The 16,394-nt window shown below is 75.6% G+C and carries 17 protein-coding genes; 10 read left to right on the top strand and 7 right to left on the bottom strand.

Annotated features, from left to right (window positions below; all coding sequences use genetic code 11):
* Positions 1-36: 36 nt before the first annotated feature.
* Both GA0070558_RS12120 and GA0070558_RS12125 read right to left on the bottom strand, forming a co-directional pair.
* Complete coding sequence (locus GA0070558_RS12120; RefSeq protein WP_091278602.1) at positions 37-867, bottom strand: MBL fold metallo-hydrolase; 831 nt, start codon at positions 865-867, stop codon at positions 37-39.
* Positions 864-1,289, bottom strand: coding sequence for a thioesterase family protein (locus GA0070558_RS12125; RefSeq protein ID WP_077939217.1), 426 nt, complete (start codon positions 1,287-1,289; stop codon positions 864-866). The genes GA0070558_RS12120 and GA0070558_RS12125 overlap by 4 nt, the downstream gene beginning before the upstream one ends.
* 165 nt (positions 1,290-1,454) lie before the next feature.
* On the opposite strand from GA0070558_RS12125, the gene GA0070558_RS12130 reads away from it, so the two are divergent.
* Positions 1,455-2,501, top strand: coding sequence for a phosphatase PAP2 family protein (locus GA0070558_RS12130; protein WP_091278605.1), 1,047 nt, complete (start codon positions 1,455-1,457; stop codon positions 2,499-2,501).
* 36 nt (positions 2,502-2,537) lie between these two features.
* Here the strand turns inward: GA0070558_RS12130 and GA0070558_RS12135 are convergent, their stop codons facing one another.
* The 3 genes from GA0070558_RS12135 to GA0070558_RS12145 all read right to left on the bottom strand — a co-directional run bounded on the left by GA0070558_RS12135 (position 2,538) and on the right by GA0070558_RS12145 (position 4,868).
* The gene (locus GA0070558_RS12135) at positions 2,538-3,992 is read right to left on the bottom strand and encodes a PH domain-containing protein (RefSeq protein WP_439709587.1); all 1,455 of its coding nucleotides are present in this window, start codon (positions 3,990-3,992) and stop codon (positions 2,538-2,540) included.
* Positions 3,989-4,519: a PH domain-containing protein gene (locus tag GA0070558_RS12140; protein WP_077939221.1), complete on the bottom strand. Its 531-nt coding sequence runs from the start codon at positions 4,517-4,519 to the stop codon at positions 3,989-3,991. Before GA0070558_RS12140 ends, GA0070558_RS12135 begins: the two co-directional genes overlap by 4 nt.
* 118 nt (positions 4,520-4,637) lie before the next feature.
* Complete coding sequence (locus GA0070558_RS12145; protein ID WP_091278608.1) at positions 4,638-4,868, bottom strand: hypothetical protein; 231 nt, start codon at positions 4,866-4,868, stop codon at positions 4,638-4,640.
* 247 nt (positions 4,869-5,115) lie between these two features.
* Between GA0070558_RS12145 and GA0070558_RS12150 the strand changes: the two genes are divergently transcribed.
* The 7 genes from GA0070558_RS12150 (at position 5,116) to GA0070558_RS12180 (ending at position 12,554) form a co-directional block, all read left to right on the top strand.
* The gene (locus tag GA0070558_RS12150; RefSeq protein WP_077939223.1) at positions 5,116-6,234 is read left to right on the top strand and encodes an AAA family ATPase; all 1,119 of its coding nucleotides are present in this window, start codon (positions 5,116-5,118) and stop codon (positions 6,232-6,234) included.
* Entirely contained in the window at positions 6,213-7,238 is a 1,026-nt protein-coding gene (locus GA0070558_RS12155) for a DUF58 domain-containing protein (RefSeq protein ID WP_396787951.1), read from the top strand. The genes GA0070558_RS12150 and GA0070558_RS12155 overlap by 22 nt, the downstream gene beginning before the upstream one ends.
* Positions 7,235-8,185, top strand: a complete 951-nt coding sequence (locus tag GA0070558_RS12160; RefSeq protein WP_043967613.1) for a VWA domain-containing protein — start codon at positions 7,235-7,237, stop codon at positions 8,183-8,185. The genes GA0070558_RS12155 and GA0070558_RS12160 overlap by 4 nt, the downstream gene beginning before the upstream one ends.
* An 829-nt stretch (positions 8,186-9,014) precedes the next feature.
* The gene (gene fabG / locus GA0070558_RS12165; RefSeq protein WP_043967618.1) at positions 9,015-9,719 is read left to right on the top strand and encodes a beta-ketoacyl-ACP reductase; all 705 of its coding nucleotides are present in this window, start codon (positions 9,015-9,017) and stop codon (positions 9,717-9,719) included.
* 69 nt (positions 9,720-9,788) lie between these two features.
* Positions 9,789-10,559, top strand: coding sequence for an enoyl-ACP reductase FabI (fabI, locus tag GA0070558_RS12170; protein WP_077939225.1), 771 nt, complete (start codon positions 9,789-9,791; stop codon positions 10,557-10,559).
* 134 nt (positions 10,560-10,693) lie between these two features.
* A complete protein-coding gene (locus tag GA0070558_RS12175) occupies positions 10,694-11,722 on the top strand; it encodes a ferrochelatase (RefSeq protein ID WP_077939226.1) in 1,029 nt (342 codons plus the stop codon).
* A 52-nt stretch (positions 11,723-11,774) separates the two neighbouring features.
* Positions 11,775-12,554 (top strand): HAD-IIA family hydrolase, encoded by a 780-nt coding sequence (locus GA0070558_RS12180; RefSeq protein WP_091278611.1) that lies wholly within the window; start codon positions 11,775-11,777, stop codon positions 12,552-12,554.
* Between the two features lie 30 nt (positions 12,555-12,584).
* Here GA0070558_RS12180 and GA0070558_RS12185 read toward each other — a convergent pair whose 3' ends face one another.
* Positions 12,585-13,379, bottom strand: a complete 795-nt coding sequence (locus GA0070558_RS12185) for an Rv1486c family protein (RefSeq protein WP_077939227.1) — start codon at positions 13,377-13,379, stop codon at positions 12,585-12,587.
* A 210-nt stretch (positions 13,380-13,589) separates the two neighbouring features.
* Here GA0070558_RS12185 and GA0070558_RS12190 point away from each other — a divergent pair, with 210 nt between their 5' ends.
* The gene (locus tag GA0070558_RS12190) at positions 13,590-14,405 is read left to right on the top strand and encodes a DUF3097 domain-containing protein (protein ID WP_091278614.1); all 816 of its coding nucleotides are present in this window, start codon (positions 13,590-13,592) and stop codon (positions 14,403-14,405) included.
* A gap of 87 nt (positions 14,406-14,492) precedes the next feature.
* Here the strand turns inward: GA0070558_RS12190 and GA0070558_RS12195 are convergent, their stop codons facing one another.
* Positions 14,493-15,812 carry a serine hydrolase domain-containing protein gene (locus tag GA0070558_RS12195; protein WP_091278617.1) on the bottom strand — a complete coding sequence of 440 codons (1,320 nt, stop codon included), beginning with the start codon at positions 15,810-15,812 and terminating at the stop codon, positions 14,493-14,495.
* Positions 15,813-15,923: 111 nt separating this feature from the next.
* Here GA0070558_RS12195 and GA0070558_RS12200 point away from each other — a divergent pair, with 111 nt between their 5' ends.
* A complete protein-coding gene (locus tag GA0070558_RS12200) occupies positions 15,924-16,394 on the top strand; it encodes an NfeD family protein (protein ID WP_077939230.1) in 471 nt (156 codons plus the stop codon).

The raw sequence follows: 16,394 nt of genomic DNA on the forward strand, positions 1-16,394 counted from the left end.
CCCGGCGCGGGGCGGCCCGTGCCGGCGGGCGGAACGTCAGCCGGTGCCGTCCAGTTCGGCGTAGCCGCGGCGGGCGGCGGTGAGGGCGGCGCGGGCACCGAAGGGCGCCTCGGCGGCCACCCGCTCCGGCGGGGCCCCGCCGGTGTGGCCGGCCCGGATCAGCCAGGACAGCTCGGCCAGCTGCCCGTGCTGGACCCGGACGAACTCCGCGTCGACCAGCTCGCCGTGCCCCGGCACGACCACCGTGCCCGGAGTGGTGAGCCGGAGCACCTCGGCCAGCGCGTCCGGCCACTGCAACGGGTACGACTCCTCGAACGCCGGCGGACCGCTCTGCTCCACCAGGTCTCCGGCGACCAGCACGTCCGCGTCCGGCACGTGCACCACCAGGTCGGCGTCGGTGTGCCCGTGGCCCGGGTGGCGCAGCACCACCCGCCGTCCGCCCACGTCCAGCACCGTCTCCCCGCGTACGACGTGGGTCGGGGCCAGCAGCCGGGTGGTGGCCAGCTCGGCGGCCAGCTCCGGCCGGGCGGCGCGCATCTCCTCGTACGCGGCCCGGCGCACCTCGTCGGGGCGGTCCCGCAGCGCCACGGCGGCGACCTCGTGCGCGTAGACGGGGGCGGCCGGGTCACCGGCGACGACGGCGTTGCCGAAGCAGTGGTCGAAGTGGTGGTGGGTGTTCACCACCGTCCACGGGTGCGGGGTGACCGCGCGGGCGGCGGCGACCAGTTCGGCGGCCTGCCCGGCGGTGGAGAGCGTGTCCACCACCAGCGCCGCGCCGTCGCCGACGACCAGCGTGACGTTGACGTCGAGCAGCGGCTCGCGCAGCACGTACACCCGGTCGGCGACCTCGACGAACCGCGGCGTCACGGCGTGCCCGCCCCGGCCGGCGCGCCGGTGGCCCGCGCGGCGAAACGCCGCCGGTCGACCAGCACCCGCTCCACCCGTCCCCGCGCCACGCTCTGGCCGGCGTCGTCGGTGACCGTCACCTCGAAGCCCAGCCGCCGCCCGTCGACGTCGGTGAGCCGGGCCTGCGCGACCACCGTCCGCCCGACCGGCGTGGGGGCGAGGTGGTCCAGCTCGACCCGGGTCCCGACCGTCGTGCCGTCGGGCGGCAGCGCCCCGGCGGTCGCCGCCACCGTGGCCGCCTCGGCCAGCGCGACCACCCGGGGGGTGCCCAGCACCGCGACGTCGCCGGAGCCGACGGCCAGCGCCGTGTCGGCGTCGGTCACGGTCAGCTCGACGCGGGCGGCCCGGCCCGGCGCGAGGGAATGCTCCGACTGCTCCTGCATGGGCACAGCCTAGGTGGTCGACGTCCGCCGTTCCGGCCGCCGCCGCGCATCCGGCGAGGCCGCCGCCACGACCCGAGGGGGCCGCCGTCGCGCATCCGGCGAGGCCGTCGTCGACCGGCGAGGCCGCCGTCGGCGGGGAGGGCGCCGCCGCTAACCTGGACGGCGATGGCCGTCGTGACTGACCCCCAGCCCCCCGCCCCCACCGGACCACCGGAGCCCTCCGACGGCGGTCGTCGCCGTGTGGTCGCCATGGCGGCCTGGGCGGTCGCCTTCGTGGCCGGTTGGTTCGTCATCGGCCTGCCCACCGACCCGGCCTACGCGTTCCTGTGGATCTGGGCGGCCACCATCGCCTGGAACTCCCGCCGCCCGTGGCGCAGCCACCTGCGCTTCGCCCGCGACTGGGTGCCCGTGGTGCTGCTGCTCGCCGTCTACAACCTGTCCCGGGGGTTCGCCGACAACGGGGCCACCCCGCACGCGATGGAGCTGATCGTCGCCGACCGGTTCATGTTCGGCTGGGCCACCGGCGGCCAGGTGCCGACCGTCTGGTTGCAGGAGCACCTCTACCGCCCCGAGGTGCGCTGGTGGGACGTGGCGGCGAGCTGGGTGTACTTCTCGCACTTCGTGGTGGCGCTCGCCGCCGCCGCCGTGCTCTGGCTGCGCGACCGGCACCGCTGGGCGGCGTTCATGCGCCGCTGGGGGTTCCTGTGCGCGTCGGGGCTGGTCACCTACTTCCTCTACCCGGCGGCCCCGCCCTGGTGGGCGGCGCAGAACGGCCTGCTCACCGAGGTGGCGCGGATCTCCACCCGGGGCTGGAAGGCATTCGGCATGCACGGCGCCGGCAACCTGCTCAACGCCGGGCAGATCGCGTCCAACCCGGTGGCCGCGATGCCGTCGCTGCACACCGCGTTCGCCCTGTTCGTGGTGGTGTTCTTCCTCCGCTCGACCCGCCGCCGCTGGTGGCCGCTGCTGCTGGCGTACCCGCTGGCGATGACGTTCACCCTGGTCTACTCCGGCGAGCACTACGTCATCGACGTGCTGGTCGGCTGGGCGTACGTGGGGCTGACCTTCCTGGTCGTCGGCCTGGGCGAGCGCTGGTGGGCGGCGCGCCGGGCCCGCCGTACCCCCGGCTCGGAGCCGGCCGACGGCGGGCCGCGCGGCGCGGAGCCGGCCGACCCGGTCGCCGGACCGCCGGCGGTGCCGGCGACCCGCTGAGCCGCGCCCCCGCATCCGACCCGGCCGCGTTGCGGCTCAGCGGGCGCGGTGGGCGGCGTGTGCCCGGGCCGTCAGCTCCGCCGCCAGCCACCACGCCTCGTCGAGGTCGCGGTCGAGGGCGGCGGCGCCCGCGCCGCCCGCCGTGTCCGCGTGCACGGTGGCCAGCCGCAACCGCCGCTGCGCCGGGCCCTGGGTCACCCGCACGCTCTGGATCCGGGCGTACGGCACGACGGTGAGCTGCCGGGTGATCAGGCCGGACCGGGCGGCGAAGACCCGCTCGTCGAGCCCGGCGCCGACCGCGCGCCAGCCCAGCGGGCGCAGCCACCGGGCCCGGGCCGGCGGGAGGCCGGTCGCCAGCCCGCTCAGCCGCACCCCCGGCAGCACCTCGGCGACGATCCGCTCGCCGGTCTCCTGGTCGCCCACCGGCAGCAGCCGGTCCGGCCGGTTGCGGTCGTCGGCCTCGCCGCCGGAGTAGCCGGCGACCTCCAGGCGCAGCCGCAGCCAGCCCTTGGCCCGCCAGAGCAGCGGCCAGGTCACCCCGACGGTCTGCACCCGGTTCAGCGGCACCGTCTGCGCCCGGGTCTCCAACAGCCCGTTGCGGACCCGCAGGGTGCCCTCGTCGCGGGCCAGCCGGAAGTTCCAGTCGTCGAGCACCCGGCGGATCGGTTGCAGCAGCACGCCGGCCATCGCGGTGATCGTGCTCGCCACCGCGATGAACGACCACGAGCCCTCGGAGAGGAACTGCGCCACGACGAAGGCCACGCCGAAGGGGAGCAGGAACGCCTGCGGGGTGAGCAGCTGGCTGACCAGCAGGTCCCGGTTCGCCACGGCGTGCAGGGCCCGCCCGGGCGGCACGGGCGCGACCGTCGGCCCGGCCGAGGCGGACGGCTGCGGCGGGGCCGTCCCCGGGTGCGGCGCGGGGCCGGCGAGCGCGAGCAGCCGCTGTCGCAGGGCGGCGGCCTCGGCCACCCCCAGGTACGCCAGCGGCGCCTCGGTCTTGCCGCCGCCGACCACCTCCAGCCGCAGCTCGGCCAGGCCGGTGAGCTGGGCGAGCAGCGGGCGGACCACCTCGACGGCCTGGAGGCGCTCCAGCGGGATGGCCCGGGTGCGCCGCCACAGCAGCCCCTCGTACACGCGCAGCTCCCGGCCGACCACGTGGTAGCCGGTGTTGTACCAGCTCACCACCGCGAGCACCGTCGCGCCGAGGGCGAGCACGGTCGCCATCGCCGCGAACCAGCCGAAGCCGACCCGCGACAGCGTCGACCAGGACAGGCCCGCGACGACCACGACCAGCGACTTGGCCCCGTGCAGGGCCGGGCTCAACGGGTGCAGCCGCCGCCGGGGTTCCACGCCGCCGACCGCGTGGTCGTGCGGTGCGGGTGGCGCGTCAGAGGGTGGGCCGTCGTGCGGTGCGGGTGGCGCGTGGTCGTCCTGGGGTGCCGGCGGCGCGTCGGTGGCCGGGCGGGGCAGCTCGGGGCCGGGGTGGGTCACAGGCCCTCCGCGCGGTCCTCGCCGAGGGCGGTGAGCCGGTCGCGCAGCCGCGCCGCCTCCGCCGGGCGCAGGCCCGGCACGCGGGCGTCGCTGGCCGCCGCGGCCGTGTGCAACTGCACCGTCGCCAGGTCGAACGCCCGCTCCAGGGGGCCGGCGCTGACGTCGACGAACTGCATCCGCGAGTACGGCACGATGGACAGCCGGCGGACCAGCAGCCCGTGCCGGACGAGCAGGTCGTTCTCGCGCTCGGCGTACCCCCAGACGTGCACCGCCCGGACGGTCGTGACGACCCGCCACGCCCCGGCCAGCACGACCGCGCCGAGGGCTGCCCCGAACAGCCAGTGCCCGCTCACCGCCCAGCCGACCGCCAGCCCCAGCAGCACCACCCCGACCAGCGCCGCCAGGCGCAGCAGCTCGACCCAGATCAGGTCGGTGGAGACCGACTGCCAGCGCACGGTCGCCGGCCACGGCTCCAGGGGCCCGGGCGGGTACGCCGCCAGCGGCCCGGACGCCGGGTGACCCGCCACGGCGGGCGGGCCCGGCGGGGGCGCGGTGGGGGGTGGCCCGACCGGGTGCGGCCCGACCGGGTGCGGTGGGGGGCCGCCGGGGGGCTCGCCGGTCACCGGGGACGTCCGCTGCGCGCGCTCACCCGTCGAGCGTAGGCGATCCGGCCAGTGGCGCGACTTCCCGGAGGAAGCCCCGTGCGTCGAGGAAGTCGCCGAGCGAGGCACGGTGGTCGGCGCAGGCGAGCCAGGTCTTGCGCCGGTCGGCGGTGTGCAGGCGGGGATTGTTCCAGCGCAACGCCCACTGCGCCGGGGCGCGGCAGCCCCGTGCCGAACAGATCGGCGCGTCACCGGGGGGACGGGGGATGCTCATCCGGGCCAGTCTAGGGGCGCGGGGCGGAGATTGAGCGCCGGGCGGCCACGGGGGGAGCCGCCCGGCGACGGGGTGAATGGTACACACGCCGGACCCCCTGCTGTAAACCCGTGACCGGCGATTCTCCAACCCTAGGACGGCGTGGCGAAAAACGGCTTCTCCCCGCCTCGGCACTCAGCCGGGCATGCGAGTCTTGATACGCACCACGCACCACGCCGTGACGATCGACCAATGCTGTGGAGGACCGGTGGCCCAGCCGACCACGCCCGACGCCCCGACGCCGAACGGCAGCGCGCCGCCCCCGCCCCCGTCCGCCGCCGCGCCGCCGACGAGCACACCCGCGCAGGACGCGACGCTGCTGGAGAAGGCGCTGTTCGAGATCAAGCGGGTGATCGTCGGGCAGGACCGGATGGTCGAGCGGATGTTCGTGGCGCTGCTCGCCCGGGGCCACTGCCTGCTGGAGGGCGTCCCCGGGGTGGCGAAGACCCTGGCCGTGGAGACCCTCGCCCGGGTGGTCGGCGGGTCGTTCGCCCGGGTGCAGTTCACCCCGGACCTGGTGCCCGCCGACATCATGGGCACCCGGATCTACCGGCAGTCCAGCGAGAAGTTCGACGTCGAGCTGGGCCCGGTGTTCGTCAACTTCCTGCTCGCGGACGAGATCAACCGTGCCCCGGCGAAGGTGCAGTCCGCCCTGCTGGAGGTGATGAGCGAGCGGCAGGTGTCCATCGGCGGGCAGACCCACCGGGTGCCCGACCCGTTCCTCGTGATGGCCACGCAGAACCCGATCGAGCAGGAGGGCGTCTACCCGCTGCCCGAGGCGCAGCGGGACCGCTTCCTCATGAAGATCGTCGTCGGGTACCCGACCGACGCCGAGGAGCGGGAGATCGTCTACCGGATGGGCGTGGCCCCGCCGGAGCCGGCGCGGGTCTTCGACACCGCCGACCTGATCGCCCTGCAACGCAAGGCCGACCAGGTCTTCGTGCACAACGCGCTGGTCGACTACGCGGTGCGGCTGGTGCTGGCCACGCGTACCCCCGCGGAGCACGGCATGCCCGACGTCGCGCAACTGATCCAGTACGGCGCCAGCCCCCGCGCCTCGCTCGGCCTGGTGCGGGCGACCCGGGCGCTGGCGCTGCTGCGCGGCCGCGACTACGCCCTGCCGCAGGACGTGCAGGACATCGCGCCGGACATCCTGCGCCACCGGCTGGTGCTCAGCTACGACGCGCTCGCCGACGACGTGCCGGCCGACCACGTCGTGCACCGGGTGATGTCGACCATCCCGCTGCCGTCGGTGGCCCCGCGCCAGCAGGCCACCCCGGGCGGCGCGCCGCCGGCCGCCGCCGGGTGGCCCGGGCAGCGGCCGTGACCCCAGCCGACCCCCACCCCTCATCGGGTACGCGAACCCCGATCTCGCCCGCCGCCGCGCCCCGCAGCGAGGCGGTGCTGTCCCGACTCCAGTTGCTGGTCACCCGCAAGCTCGACGGCCTGCTCCAGGGCGACTACGCCGGCCTGCTGCCCGGCCCCGGCAGCGAGGCGGGGGAGTCGCGCGAGTACCGCCCCGGCGACGACGTACGCCGGATGGACTGGCCGGTGACCGCCCGCACGACGATGCCGCACGTGCGCCGCACGGTGGCCGACCGGGAGCTGGAGACGTGGCTCGCCGTGGACCTGTCGGCGAGCCTCGACTTCGGCACCGGCCGGTGGCTCAAGCGGGACGTCGTGGTGGCCGCCGCCGCCGCGCTGGCCCACCTGACCGTGCGCGGCGGCAACCGGATCGGGGCGGTGGTCGGCAGCGGCGCGGACCCGCAGGCCCCGACCGGCCGCCGTGGCGCGGCGCCCCCGCCCGGCCCGGGGCGGCTGGTGCGGCTGCCCGCCCGGGGCGGGCGCCGGGAGACGCAGGGCCTGCTGCGGGCGATCGCCGGCACCGAGATCCGGCCCGGGCGCAGCGACCTGGGCGCGCTGGTCGACGCGCTGAACCGGCCGCCCCGCCGCCGCGGCGTCGCGGTGGTGATCTCCGACTTCCTCGCGCCGCCGCAGCAGTGGGCGCGGCCCCTGCGCAAGCTGCGGGTCCGGCACGACGTGCTGGCGATCGAGGTGGTCGACCCGCGCGAGCTGGAGCTGCCCGACGTGGGCGTGCTGCCGGTGGTCGACCCGGAGACCGGCGAGCTGCACGAGGTGCAGACCGCCGACCCCCGGCTGCGCCGCCGGTACGCCGACGCCGCCGCCGCCCAGCGGGCGGAGATCGCCGCGCAGCTGCGCGGGGCCGGCGCGGCCCACCTGCGACTTCGCACCGACACCGACTGGCTGCTCGACATGGTGCGCTTCGTCGCCGCGCAGCGGCACGCCCGCACCCGGGGGACGACACGATGATCCGTTTTCTGCAACCGTGGTGGCTGCTGGCCGTGCTGCCGGCGCTCGCCCTCGCCGCGCTGTACGTGTGGCGGCAGCGCCGCCGCCGGGCGTACGCGATGCGGTTCACCAACGTGGACCTGCTGCGCACCCTCGCGCCAAAGGGGCTGGGCTGGCGGCGGCACGTGCCGGCGGTGGCGTTCCTGCTCTGCCTGCTGGTGCTGGCCACGGCGCTGGCCCGGCCGGCGATCGACACCCGGGAGCCGCTGGAGCGGGCCACCGTCATGCTGGCGATCGACGTGTCGCTGTCGATGCAGGCCGACGACGTCGCGCCGAACCGGCTGGAGGCCGCCCAGGAGGCGGCCAAGCAGTTCGTCGGCGAGCTGCCGCAGACCTACAACCTCGGTCTCGTCTCGTTCGCGAAGGCGGCGAACGTGCTGGTCCCGCCGACGAAGGACCGCGACGCGGTGACCGCCGCGATCGACGGGCTGGTGCTGGCCGAGGCGACCGCGACCGGCGAGGCGGTCTTCACCTGCCTGGAGGCGATCCGGTCGGTGCCGGCCGACGGCGCGGCGGGCATCCCGCCGGCCCGGATCGTGCTGCTCTCCGACGGGTTCCGCACCTCGGGGCGCTCGGTGGAGGAGGCGGCGGCGGCCGCGCAGGCGGCCAACGTGCCGGTCTCCACCATCGCGTTCGGCACCGACGACGGGCAGGTCGACATCGGCGGTCAGTTGCAGCGGGTGCCGGTGGACCGGATGGCGCTGGCCGAGCTGGCCGAGACGACCGAGGGCTACTTCTACGAGGCCGCCTCGGTGAGCGAGCTGAAGCAGGTCTACCAGGACATGGGCAGCTCGATCGGGTTCCGCACCGAGCCGCGCGAGATCACCCAGTGGTACGCCGGTCTGGCCCTGTTGCTGGCGCTGTGCGCGGGCGCCACCAGCCTGCTCTGGACGTCCCGGCTGATCTGAGGTCGGGCGGGCCGTAGCCCGCCCGGGACGGCCCCGGCGCGACCGCCGCGCCGGGGCTGCCGGCCCGGTGGCCGGTGCGTGGCCCTGAGCGCGGTGGCCTGGTGCGCGGCCACCGCCGCCGGGCGGGGTTTCCGTGGCGGCGGGGTTTCCGTGGCGGCGCGGTCAGTGGCCGGCGCTGGCCAGCACGAAGACGACGGCCACCCAGACGGCGGCGAGGGTGAAGCCCAGCGGTGCGACGTAACGGCTCATGGGAAGGCTCCGGTGGCGACTGGACGGTCCACGCTGCGTGGTGGACCGCGAGGGAAGACGGGGCGCGCACACGAAGTCGTGACCGGGGTGCCCCCTCCCCGTCCTGGGCGGACGGCGCTGCCCGGTCGCCGCCTTCGGCCGAGGGCCGTAGGCGCCACCCTCGGCTCTCGGCTGAGGGGCGGGCGGTGCGGAAGGAGCGGAGCTGGGTCAGCTCACCTGCTGAGTCGTGGCTCAGCGGGGCTGACGTTCGGCCCGGCCACGACTGGGAGGATCGCTATCTCGCACAGCGATCACCTCCTGCGGTCGGCCTGGCCCGGAACGCGGATCATCGTACATCCGCTCACGGCACGGCCCGCACTCGGCCGGACGGTCGGCGGATCCCGGAAACCGTTCCCCCGCAAGGGCTGCGGCCGTCCGCCGATCCGCCGCTGTTAAGCGGGGCACCTTTTACCTCGGAAAGCGTTAACAGGGGGCCCTTCCTTGCACCAGGTCCGCGTGGCGCGGGGGTGCGTTAGCGCTTACCTGCCGGTAACGCCTAGGCTCCGGACCGACGTGGATCAGCTGAGCAAGAGGGGGACCCGTGGCCCGTACCGTGCTGGTGACCGGCGGCAACCGGGGGATCGGCCTGGCCATCGCGCAGGCGTTCGCCAAGCAGGGTGACCGGGTGGCGATCACGCACCGTAGCGGCGACGCGCCCGAGGGGCTGTTCGGCGTCGTCTGCGACGTGACCGACTCCGCCTCCGTCGACGCCGCCTTCACCGCCGTCGAGGCCGAGCTGGGCCCGGTGGAGGTGCTGGTCGCCAACGCCGGCATCACCGACGACACGCTGATCATGCGCATGTCGGAGGAGCAGTTCACCCGGGTGCTGGACACCAACCTCACCGGCGCGTTCCGCTGCGCCAGCCGGGCGTCCAAGAAGATGCTCCGCGCCCGGTGGGGTCGCATGATCTTCATCTCCTCGGTCGTCGGCCTCTACGGCGGCCCCGGGCAGGTCAACTATGCGGCGAGCAAGGCCGGCCTGGTCGGCGTGGCCCGCTCGATCACCCGGGAGCTGGGCGGGCGCAACATCACCGCCAACGTCGTCGCGCCCGGCTTCATCGACACCGACATGACGGCCGCCCTGCCCGAGGAGCGGCGGGCGGAGTACGTGAAGGCCATCCCGGCCGGCCGGCTCGCCGCGCCCGAGGAGGTGGCCGCGGTGGTCACCTGGCTGGCCTCCGACGCCGCCGGCTACGTCACCGGCGCCGTGATCCCGGTCGACGGCGGCCTCGGCATGGGCCACTGACCGGCCCCGCCCGGGTCGTCGACGTCGCCACCGCGCCCACCGCACGAATCCCAACGGAGGAACTCGCACATGTCCGGACTGCTGGCCGGTAAGCGGCTGCTGGTCACCGGCGTCATCACCGACGCCTCGATCGCCTTCTCCGTGGCGAAGATCGCCCAGGAGAACGGCGCGCAGGTCGTGCTGACCGGCTTCGGCCGGCTCTCCCTGGTCGAGCGGATCGCCCGGCGGCTGCCCGAGCCGGCCCCGGTGATCGAGCTGGACGTGACCAACCCCGAGCACCTCGCCGGCCTGGCCGACAAGGTCCGGGAGCACGTCGACGGCCTCGACGGGGTGGTGCACTCGATCGGGTTCGCGCCGCAGAGCTGCCTCGGCGGCGGCTTCCTCGACGCGCCGTGGGAGGACGTGGCCACCGCCCTGCACGTCTCGACGTACTCCTACAAGTCGCTGGCGATGGCGGCGCTGCCGCTGATGTCGCCGGGCGGCGCGGTGGTCGGGCTCACCTTCGACGCCACCAAGGCGTGGCCGGTCTACGACTGGATGGGCGTGGCCAAGGCCGGGCTGGAGTCGGCGTCGCGCTACCTGGCGCTGCACCTGGGCAAGCAGGGCATCCGCAGCAACCTGGTCGCCGCCGGGCCGCTGCGCACCATGGCCGCGAAGTCGATTCCCGGCTTCGTCCAGTTCGAGGACGCCTGGTCCGCGCGGGCGCCGCTGGGCTGGGACCTCACCGACCAGGCGCCGGCGGCGCGCGCCTGCCTGGCGCTGCTGTCGGACTGGTTCCCGGCGACCACCGGCGAGATCGTCCACGTCGACGGCGGCTACCACGCCCTCGGCGCCGCCTGAGCCGAAGGAAGGGCCCCCTGTTAACGCATTCGGTATAGCAGGGGCCCCTTCTTAACGCCGGAGACCGGGGGACCTTACCGCCGGGACCAGGGGGCGTCGCAGGGCCGTCGCCGGGCGCGGGGAAGAATGGGCCCATGGTGTACGACGCGTTGGTGCTGGTCTCCTTCGGCGGACCCGAGCGGCCCGAGGACGTGCTGCCCTTCCTGCAGAACGTGACGCGGGGGCGCGGCGTGCCCCCGGAGCGGCTGGCGGAGGTCGCCGAGCACTACCTGCACTTCGGCGGGGTCTCCCCGATCAACCAGCAGTGCCGGGAGCTGCTCGCGGCGATCCGGGCGGACTTCGCCGCCCACGGCGTCGACCTGCCCGTCTACTGGGGCAACCGCAACTGGGACCCGATGCTCGCCGACACCGTGGCGCGGATGCGCGACGACGGTGTCACCCGGGCCCTGGCGTTCGTGACCAGCGCGTACGGCGGCTACTCGTCCTGCCGGCAATACCAGGAGGACATCGCCGCCGCCCGGGCCGCCGTCGGCCCCGACGCCCCCGTGATCGAGAAGCTGCGCCAGTTCTGGGATCATCCCGGCTTCGTCGAGCCGCACGCCGACGCGGTGCGCGCGGCGCTGGGCCAGCTCGACCCGGCGAAGCGGGCCACCACCCGGCTGGTGTTCACCGCCCACTCGATCCCCACCTCGGCGGCTGCGAACGCCGGCCCGCACGGCGGCCGGTACGAGGCGCAGCTCGCCGAGACCGCCCGCCTGGTGCACGCGTCCGCCGCGCCCGACCTGCCGTACGACCTGGTGTGGCAGAGCCGGTCGGGCCCGCCGCACGTGCCGTGGCTGGAGCCGGACGTCAACGACCACCTCGCCGCCCTCGCCGAGGCCGGGACCACGGGCGTGGTGGTGAGCCCGATCGGGTTCGTCTCCGACCACCTGGAGGTGGTCTGGGACCTCGACACCGAGGCGCTGGAGACCGCCAAGCGGCTCGGCCTGGAGTTCGCCCGGGCCGGCACCCCGGGCACCGACCCGCGCTTCGTGGCGATGGTGCGCGAGCTGGTCGCCGAGCGCACGGAGCCCGGCGGCGAGCGGCTGCGCCGCCGCCTCGGCGAGCTGCCGCTGTGGGACACCTGCCCCACGGTGTGCTGCGTGCCGGCCCGCCGCCCCTGACCCCGGGTCCCCCCGGTCCTGCCCCGCCACCCGACACCCCCTGGGACGACGAATGCACGAACGCAAGCCGGTGCAGAGCTGGCTGACAGACATGGACGGCGTGCTGGTGCACGAGGGCCAGCCGGTGCCCGGCGCGCCGGAGTTCATCAACAAGCTGCGCTCCTCCGGCAAGCCGTTCCTGATCCTCACCAACAACTCGATCTACACGCCGCGCGACCTGCAGGCGCGGCTGACCCGGATGGGCTTCGAGGTGCCCGAGCACGCGCTGTGGACGGCGGCGCTGGCCACCGCCCAGTTCCTCGCCGACCAGCGGCCGGGCGGCACCGCGTACGTGATCGGGGAGGCCGGGCTGACCACGGCCCTGCACGCCGTCGGGTACGTGCTGACCGACTTCGCCCCGGACTACGTGGTGCTGGGGGAGACCCGCACGTACAGCTTCGAGGCGATCACCAAGGCGGTCCGCCTGATCAACGACGGGGCCCGGTTCATCTGCACCAACCCGGACGTGACCGGCCCGTCGGTGGAGGGGGCGCTGCCGGCGGCCGGCTCGGTCGCGGCGATGATCTCGAAGGCGACCGGGGTCGAGCCGTACTTCGTCGGCAAGCCGAACCCGATGATGATGCGGTCGGCGCTCAACACGATCAACGCGCACTCCGAGTCGACGGCGATGATCGGCGACCGGATGGACACCGATGTCCTGTGCGGCCTGGAGGCCGGGCTGGAGACGATCCTCGTGCTGACCGGGATCAGCACCCGCACGGAGGCGGAGCGGTACCCGTACCGGCCGTCGCGGATCGTCGGCTCGGTGGCGGACCTGATGGACGAGATCTGACCCGAGCCCGCCCGACGGGGGCGGGACCGGTCAGGGGCGCAGCGGGGCGTTGCAGGCGGCGACGAGGGCCTGCCGGCAGGCCGTGGTGAGCGGGCGCAGCGCCGCGTCGCGCTGCTGGGCCTCGTGGTTGTTGACCGCCCCGCCGGGCGCGCTGTGCCCGGCCAACGCCAGCACCCGGTCCAGCACGGCGGCGCGGGCGAACAGCCGGCGCGCCCGCGGGTCGAAGCCCGGCGGCAGGTCGGTGGTGCCGTCGGGGCGGCGCAGCGCCTCCAGCGCCCCGGCCAGCTCGGGCCGCCACTGGGCGACGTCGAGCCGGGTCAGCGCGGCGGTGGTCTCGGCGAGCGCGGTGGCCAGCTCCGCCTCCGCCTCGGCGGCGCCGGGCGAGCCGAGCGACGCGGCGGGGGCGTCGGCGGGCAGCGGGTAGCACCGCCACAGCACCGTCTCCCAGGTCATGCCCGAGCCGGAGGTGTGCGTGCGGACCTCCGGGATCACCCCGATTCCCCCGGCGACGACCGCCTCGCCGGTGAGCAGCGCCGCGCCGGTGAAGTCGCCCGGGCCGGGCAGCCCCCGGGGGTCGCCGGGCACGGGCAGCACCAGCCGGATCTCGTCCGGCGAGAGCTTCGCCAGGGCGGGCAGCGCGTCGCGCAGCGGGACGTCGGTCCAGGTGCCGGGGGCGTCGGCGACGAGGTGCTCCTCGTCGCCGGCGATCTCCTCGGCGACCTCGTCGTACGGCACGAGCCCGGCGCGCCACGCGCGTACCCAGGCAACGAACCGGCTCGACCGGCGCGGCGCAACCTTGACCGCGCCCGTGGCGGGGGAGGACATGCAAGAGAGGGTACGTGGTGCGCGCCGTCCGTGTCTCGACTGCGGCTTGCCCGGCGCCCCCTGCCCCCGCCTACCCCCTACCGCCCGGCGCGTACCGCCGCCGGCGCGTCCGTCCGTTTTCCCTGCCCACTCCGGTGATCGGCGCGCCCCGTTGCCATGATCGGCGCGGCTGCCGCGCCGCCGGGCGCGGCGGGGGTTAGCGTGGCGGGCATGGTGGGGCGCTACGGCGAGGACGTGTTGGCGGGCGACTGGCGGCGGCGTCGGGTCGTGCCCGAGGTGGACGCGGAGGCCGACCTCGTGGTCGAGGACGCCGACTCCGGGTTCTGCGGGGCGGTGGTCGGCTTCGAGTCCGGCGCGGTGGTGCTGGAGGACCGGCACGGCCGGCGGCGTAACTTCCCGCTGCTGCCGGCGGCGTTCCTGCTCGACGGGAAGCCGGTGACGCTGCGCCGCCCGGCCCGGTCGCCGGTGCCGGCCGCCCGGCGGCGCACCGCGTCGGGCTCGATCGCCGTGGCCGGCGTGCGGGCGCAGGTCGCCAAGGCCAGCCGGATCTGGGTCGAGGGCGTGCACGACGCCGCCCTGGTGGAGCGGATCTGGGGCGACGACCTGCGGATAGAGGGCGTGGTGGTGGAGCCGCTGGACGGCATCGACGACCTGGAGTCGCGGGTCCGCGACTTCGGGCCGGGGCCGACCCGGCGGCTCGGGGTGCTCGTCGACCACCTGGTGCCCGGCTCGAAGGAGAGCCGGATCGTGGCCGGGGTGACGTCCGCGCACGTGCTGGTCACCGGGCACCCGTACGTCGACGTGTGGCAGGCGGTGAAGCCGGCCGCGCTGGGCATCGCGGCGTGGCCGGTGGTGCCACGGGGACGGCCGTGGAAGGAGGGGGTCTGCGCCGCCCTCGGGGTGGCCGCGCCCGCCGACATGTGGCGGCACATCCTGTCCCGGGTGGACAGCTTCGCCGACGTGGAGACCCCGCTGATCAACGCGATGGAACGGCTGATCGACTTCGTCACCGAACCCTCGGCCTGAGGCCGGGTCACCGCTCCCTTGGCCTGAGCCCGCCCGCCGGCCTGAGCCCGCCCGCCGGTCGGGGCGGGCCCGGGCCGGTGCGTCGGGTCAGGGCTCCTCGTCGGGGGTGCGGGTCAGCAGGAACGTGCCCATGTCGAGGGCGACCGGCCGCCCCGCGTCGTCGCGGACCACGGCGAGGATCTCGCCGTCCTGCTCGCCCGAGCGGCCCCGCCAGCGGTCCGGGTCCTGCGGGGTGAACCGCAGCACCGGCTCGCCGGCCGGCGGGCTGGCCCACAGGTCGCCGGTGGCCGGGTCGGCGCGGAACTCGAACTCCCCGCCCATCCACCACCAGCGGCCGGTCAGCTCCGCCACGTCGGCCGGGGGCGGGGCATCGGCCGGCAGCCACGGCGCGGCGGGCTCGGGCAGTTCGTCGAGCACGGTGGTGAGCACCTCCCGGGCGAGCGCGCCGAGGTGGCCGACGCGCAGCCCGTACGAGTTGGCGAAGCCGACGACGGCGGTGCGGGCGGGCCGGTGCACGGCCAGCGCGGCGACGTACCCGGGCATGGAGCCCCCGTGCCCGACGTGCACCCGCTCGCCGACGCGGTACAGCTCCAGCCCGAGGCCGTGCCCGCTGGTCCAGCCCTGCGGGTCGCTCATCGTCACCGTCGCACACATCTCGGTGAGCGTGTCCGGGTGCAGCAGCGCCGGGTCGGGGTCGGCCAGGAACGCGGCCCAGCGGCCGAGGTCGGTGACGGTGGACCAGAGCTGCCCGGCCGGCGCCATCGCCCCGGTGTCGGTGCGTGGCTCCTCGCGCAGCGTGTCGTGCCACGGGTGCACCACGTACCCCCGGGCGAACGGCTCGACGGGGTCGTAGGTGGTGCGGGTCATGCCCAGCGGCTCCAGCAGTCGCGCCCGCAGCAGGTCGCGCCAGGGCGTGCCGGTGACGGCCTCCAGCGCGCCGCCGAGCAGCCCGTACGCCAGGTTGGAGTAGTGGTAGACCCGGTGCGGCGGGTACGCGATCTTGTGCCCGTCCACCCCGGCCAGCACGGACGCCAGGTCGCCGACGCCGGCCCGTTCCCACCACGGCCCGTCGGGCTCGCGTTGCAGGCCGCTGGCGTGGCCGAGGAGCTGGCGCAGGGTGAGCCGCCCGACGCCGGTGCCCGGCAGGTGCCGCTCCAGGGGGTCGTCGAGGGCGAGCGCGCCGGCGTCGCGCTGCTGCATGATCAGCACGGCGGTCATGGTCTTGGTGATCGAGCCGAGCCGGTACTGCCGGTCGGCGTCCGGGCGGGGGCGCTCCCCGGCGGCGGCGACGTGGGTCAGCTCACCGTCGCGCACCACGCCGAGCACGAGCGAGGGGGCGCGCCCCTCGGACTGGGCGCGGGCGACCCGGGCATCGATGCGGCGGGCGGTCTCGGGCGGCAGCGACACGGGATCCTCCAGCTCTCGGGGCGGTTCCGCCGGGCTTCGCGGGGGCGGCCCCGCCGAGCCTACTGATCTTGCCGACGGGCCGCGCGTGCTTTGACGTGTCACCCTTGGGGGGTGGACGCGGTGTTCTGGGTCGTACTGGGTGTGGTGTTGGCGGTCGCCGAGATCTTCACGACGACGCTGTTCCTGATCATGTTCGCGGTCGGCGCGTTCGCCGCCGCGGGCGCGGCGGCCCTGGGCGCCCCGACCGCCGTGCAGGCCGTGGTCTTCGCGGTGGTCTCCGCGCTCACGGTGGCGGTGGCGCGGCCGGCGATCCGCCGGCACGCCCGCTCCACGTCCGACGGCGCCGAGCCGATCGGCCTGGCGGCGATCGAGGGCTCCACCGCGCTGGTGCTGGAACGGGTCGACGCCGAGCAGGGCCTCGTCAAGATCGACGGCGAGCTGTGGAGCGCCCGGTCGTACGACGCGACGCAGAGCTTCGACCCCGGCCGGCGGGTACGGGTGATCAAGGTCCAGGGGGCGACGGCCCTGGTGTGGGATGACGACGTTTCCACCTCGGGCGAGCTGCCCGAAGCGAGAGGGTGA

The sequence above is a fragment of the Micromonospora haikouensis genome, assembly GCF_900091595.1.
Taxonomy (GTDB): domain Bacteria; phylum Actinomycetota; class Actinomycetes; order Mycobacteriales; family Micromonosporaceae; genus Micromonospora; species Micromonospora haikouensis.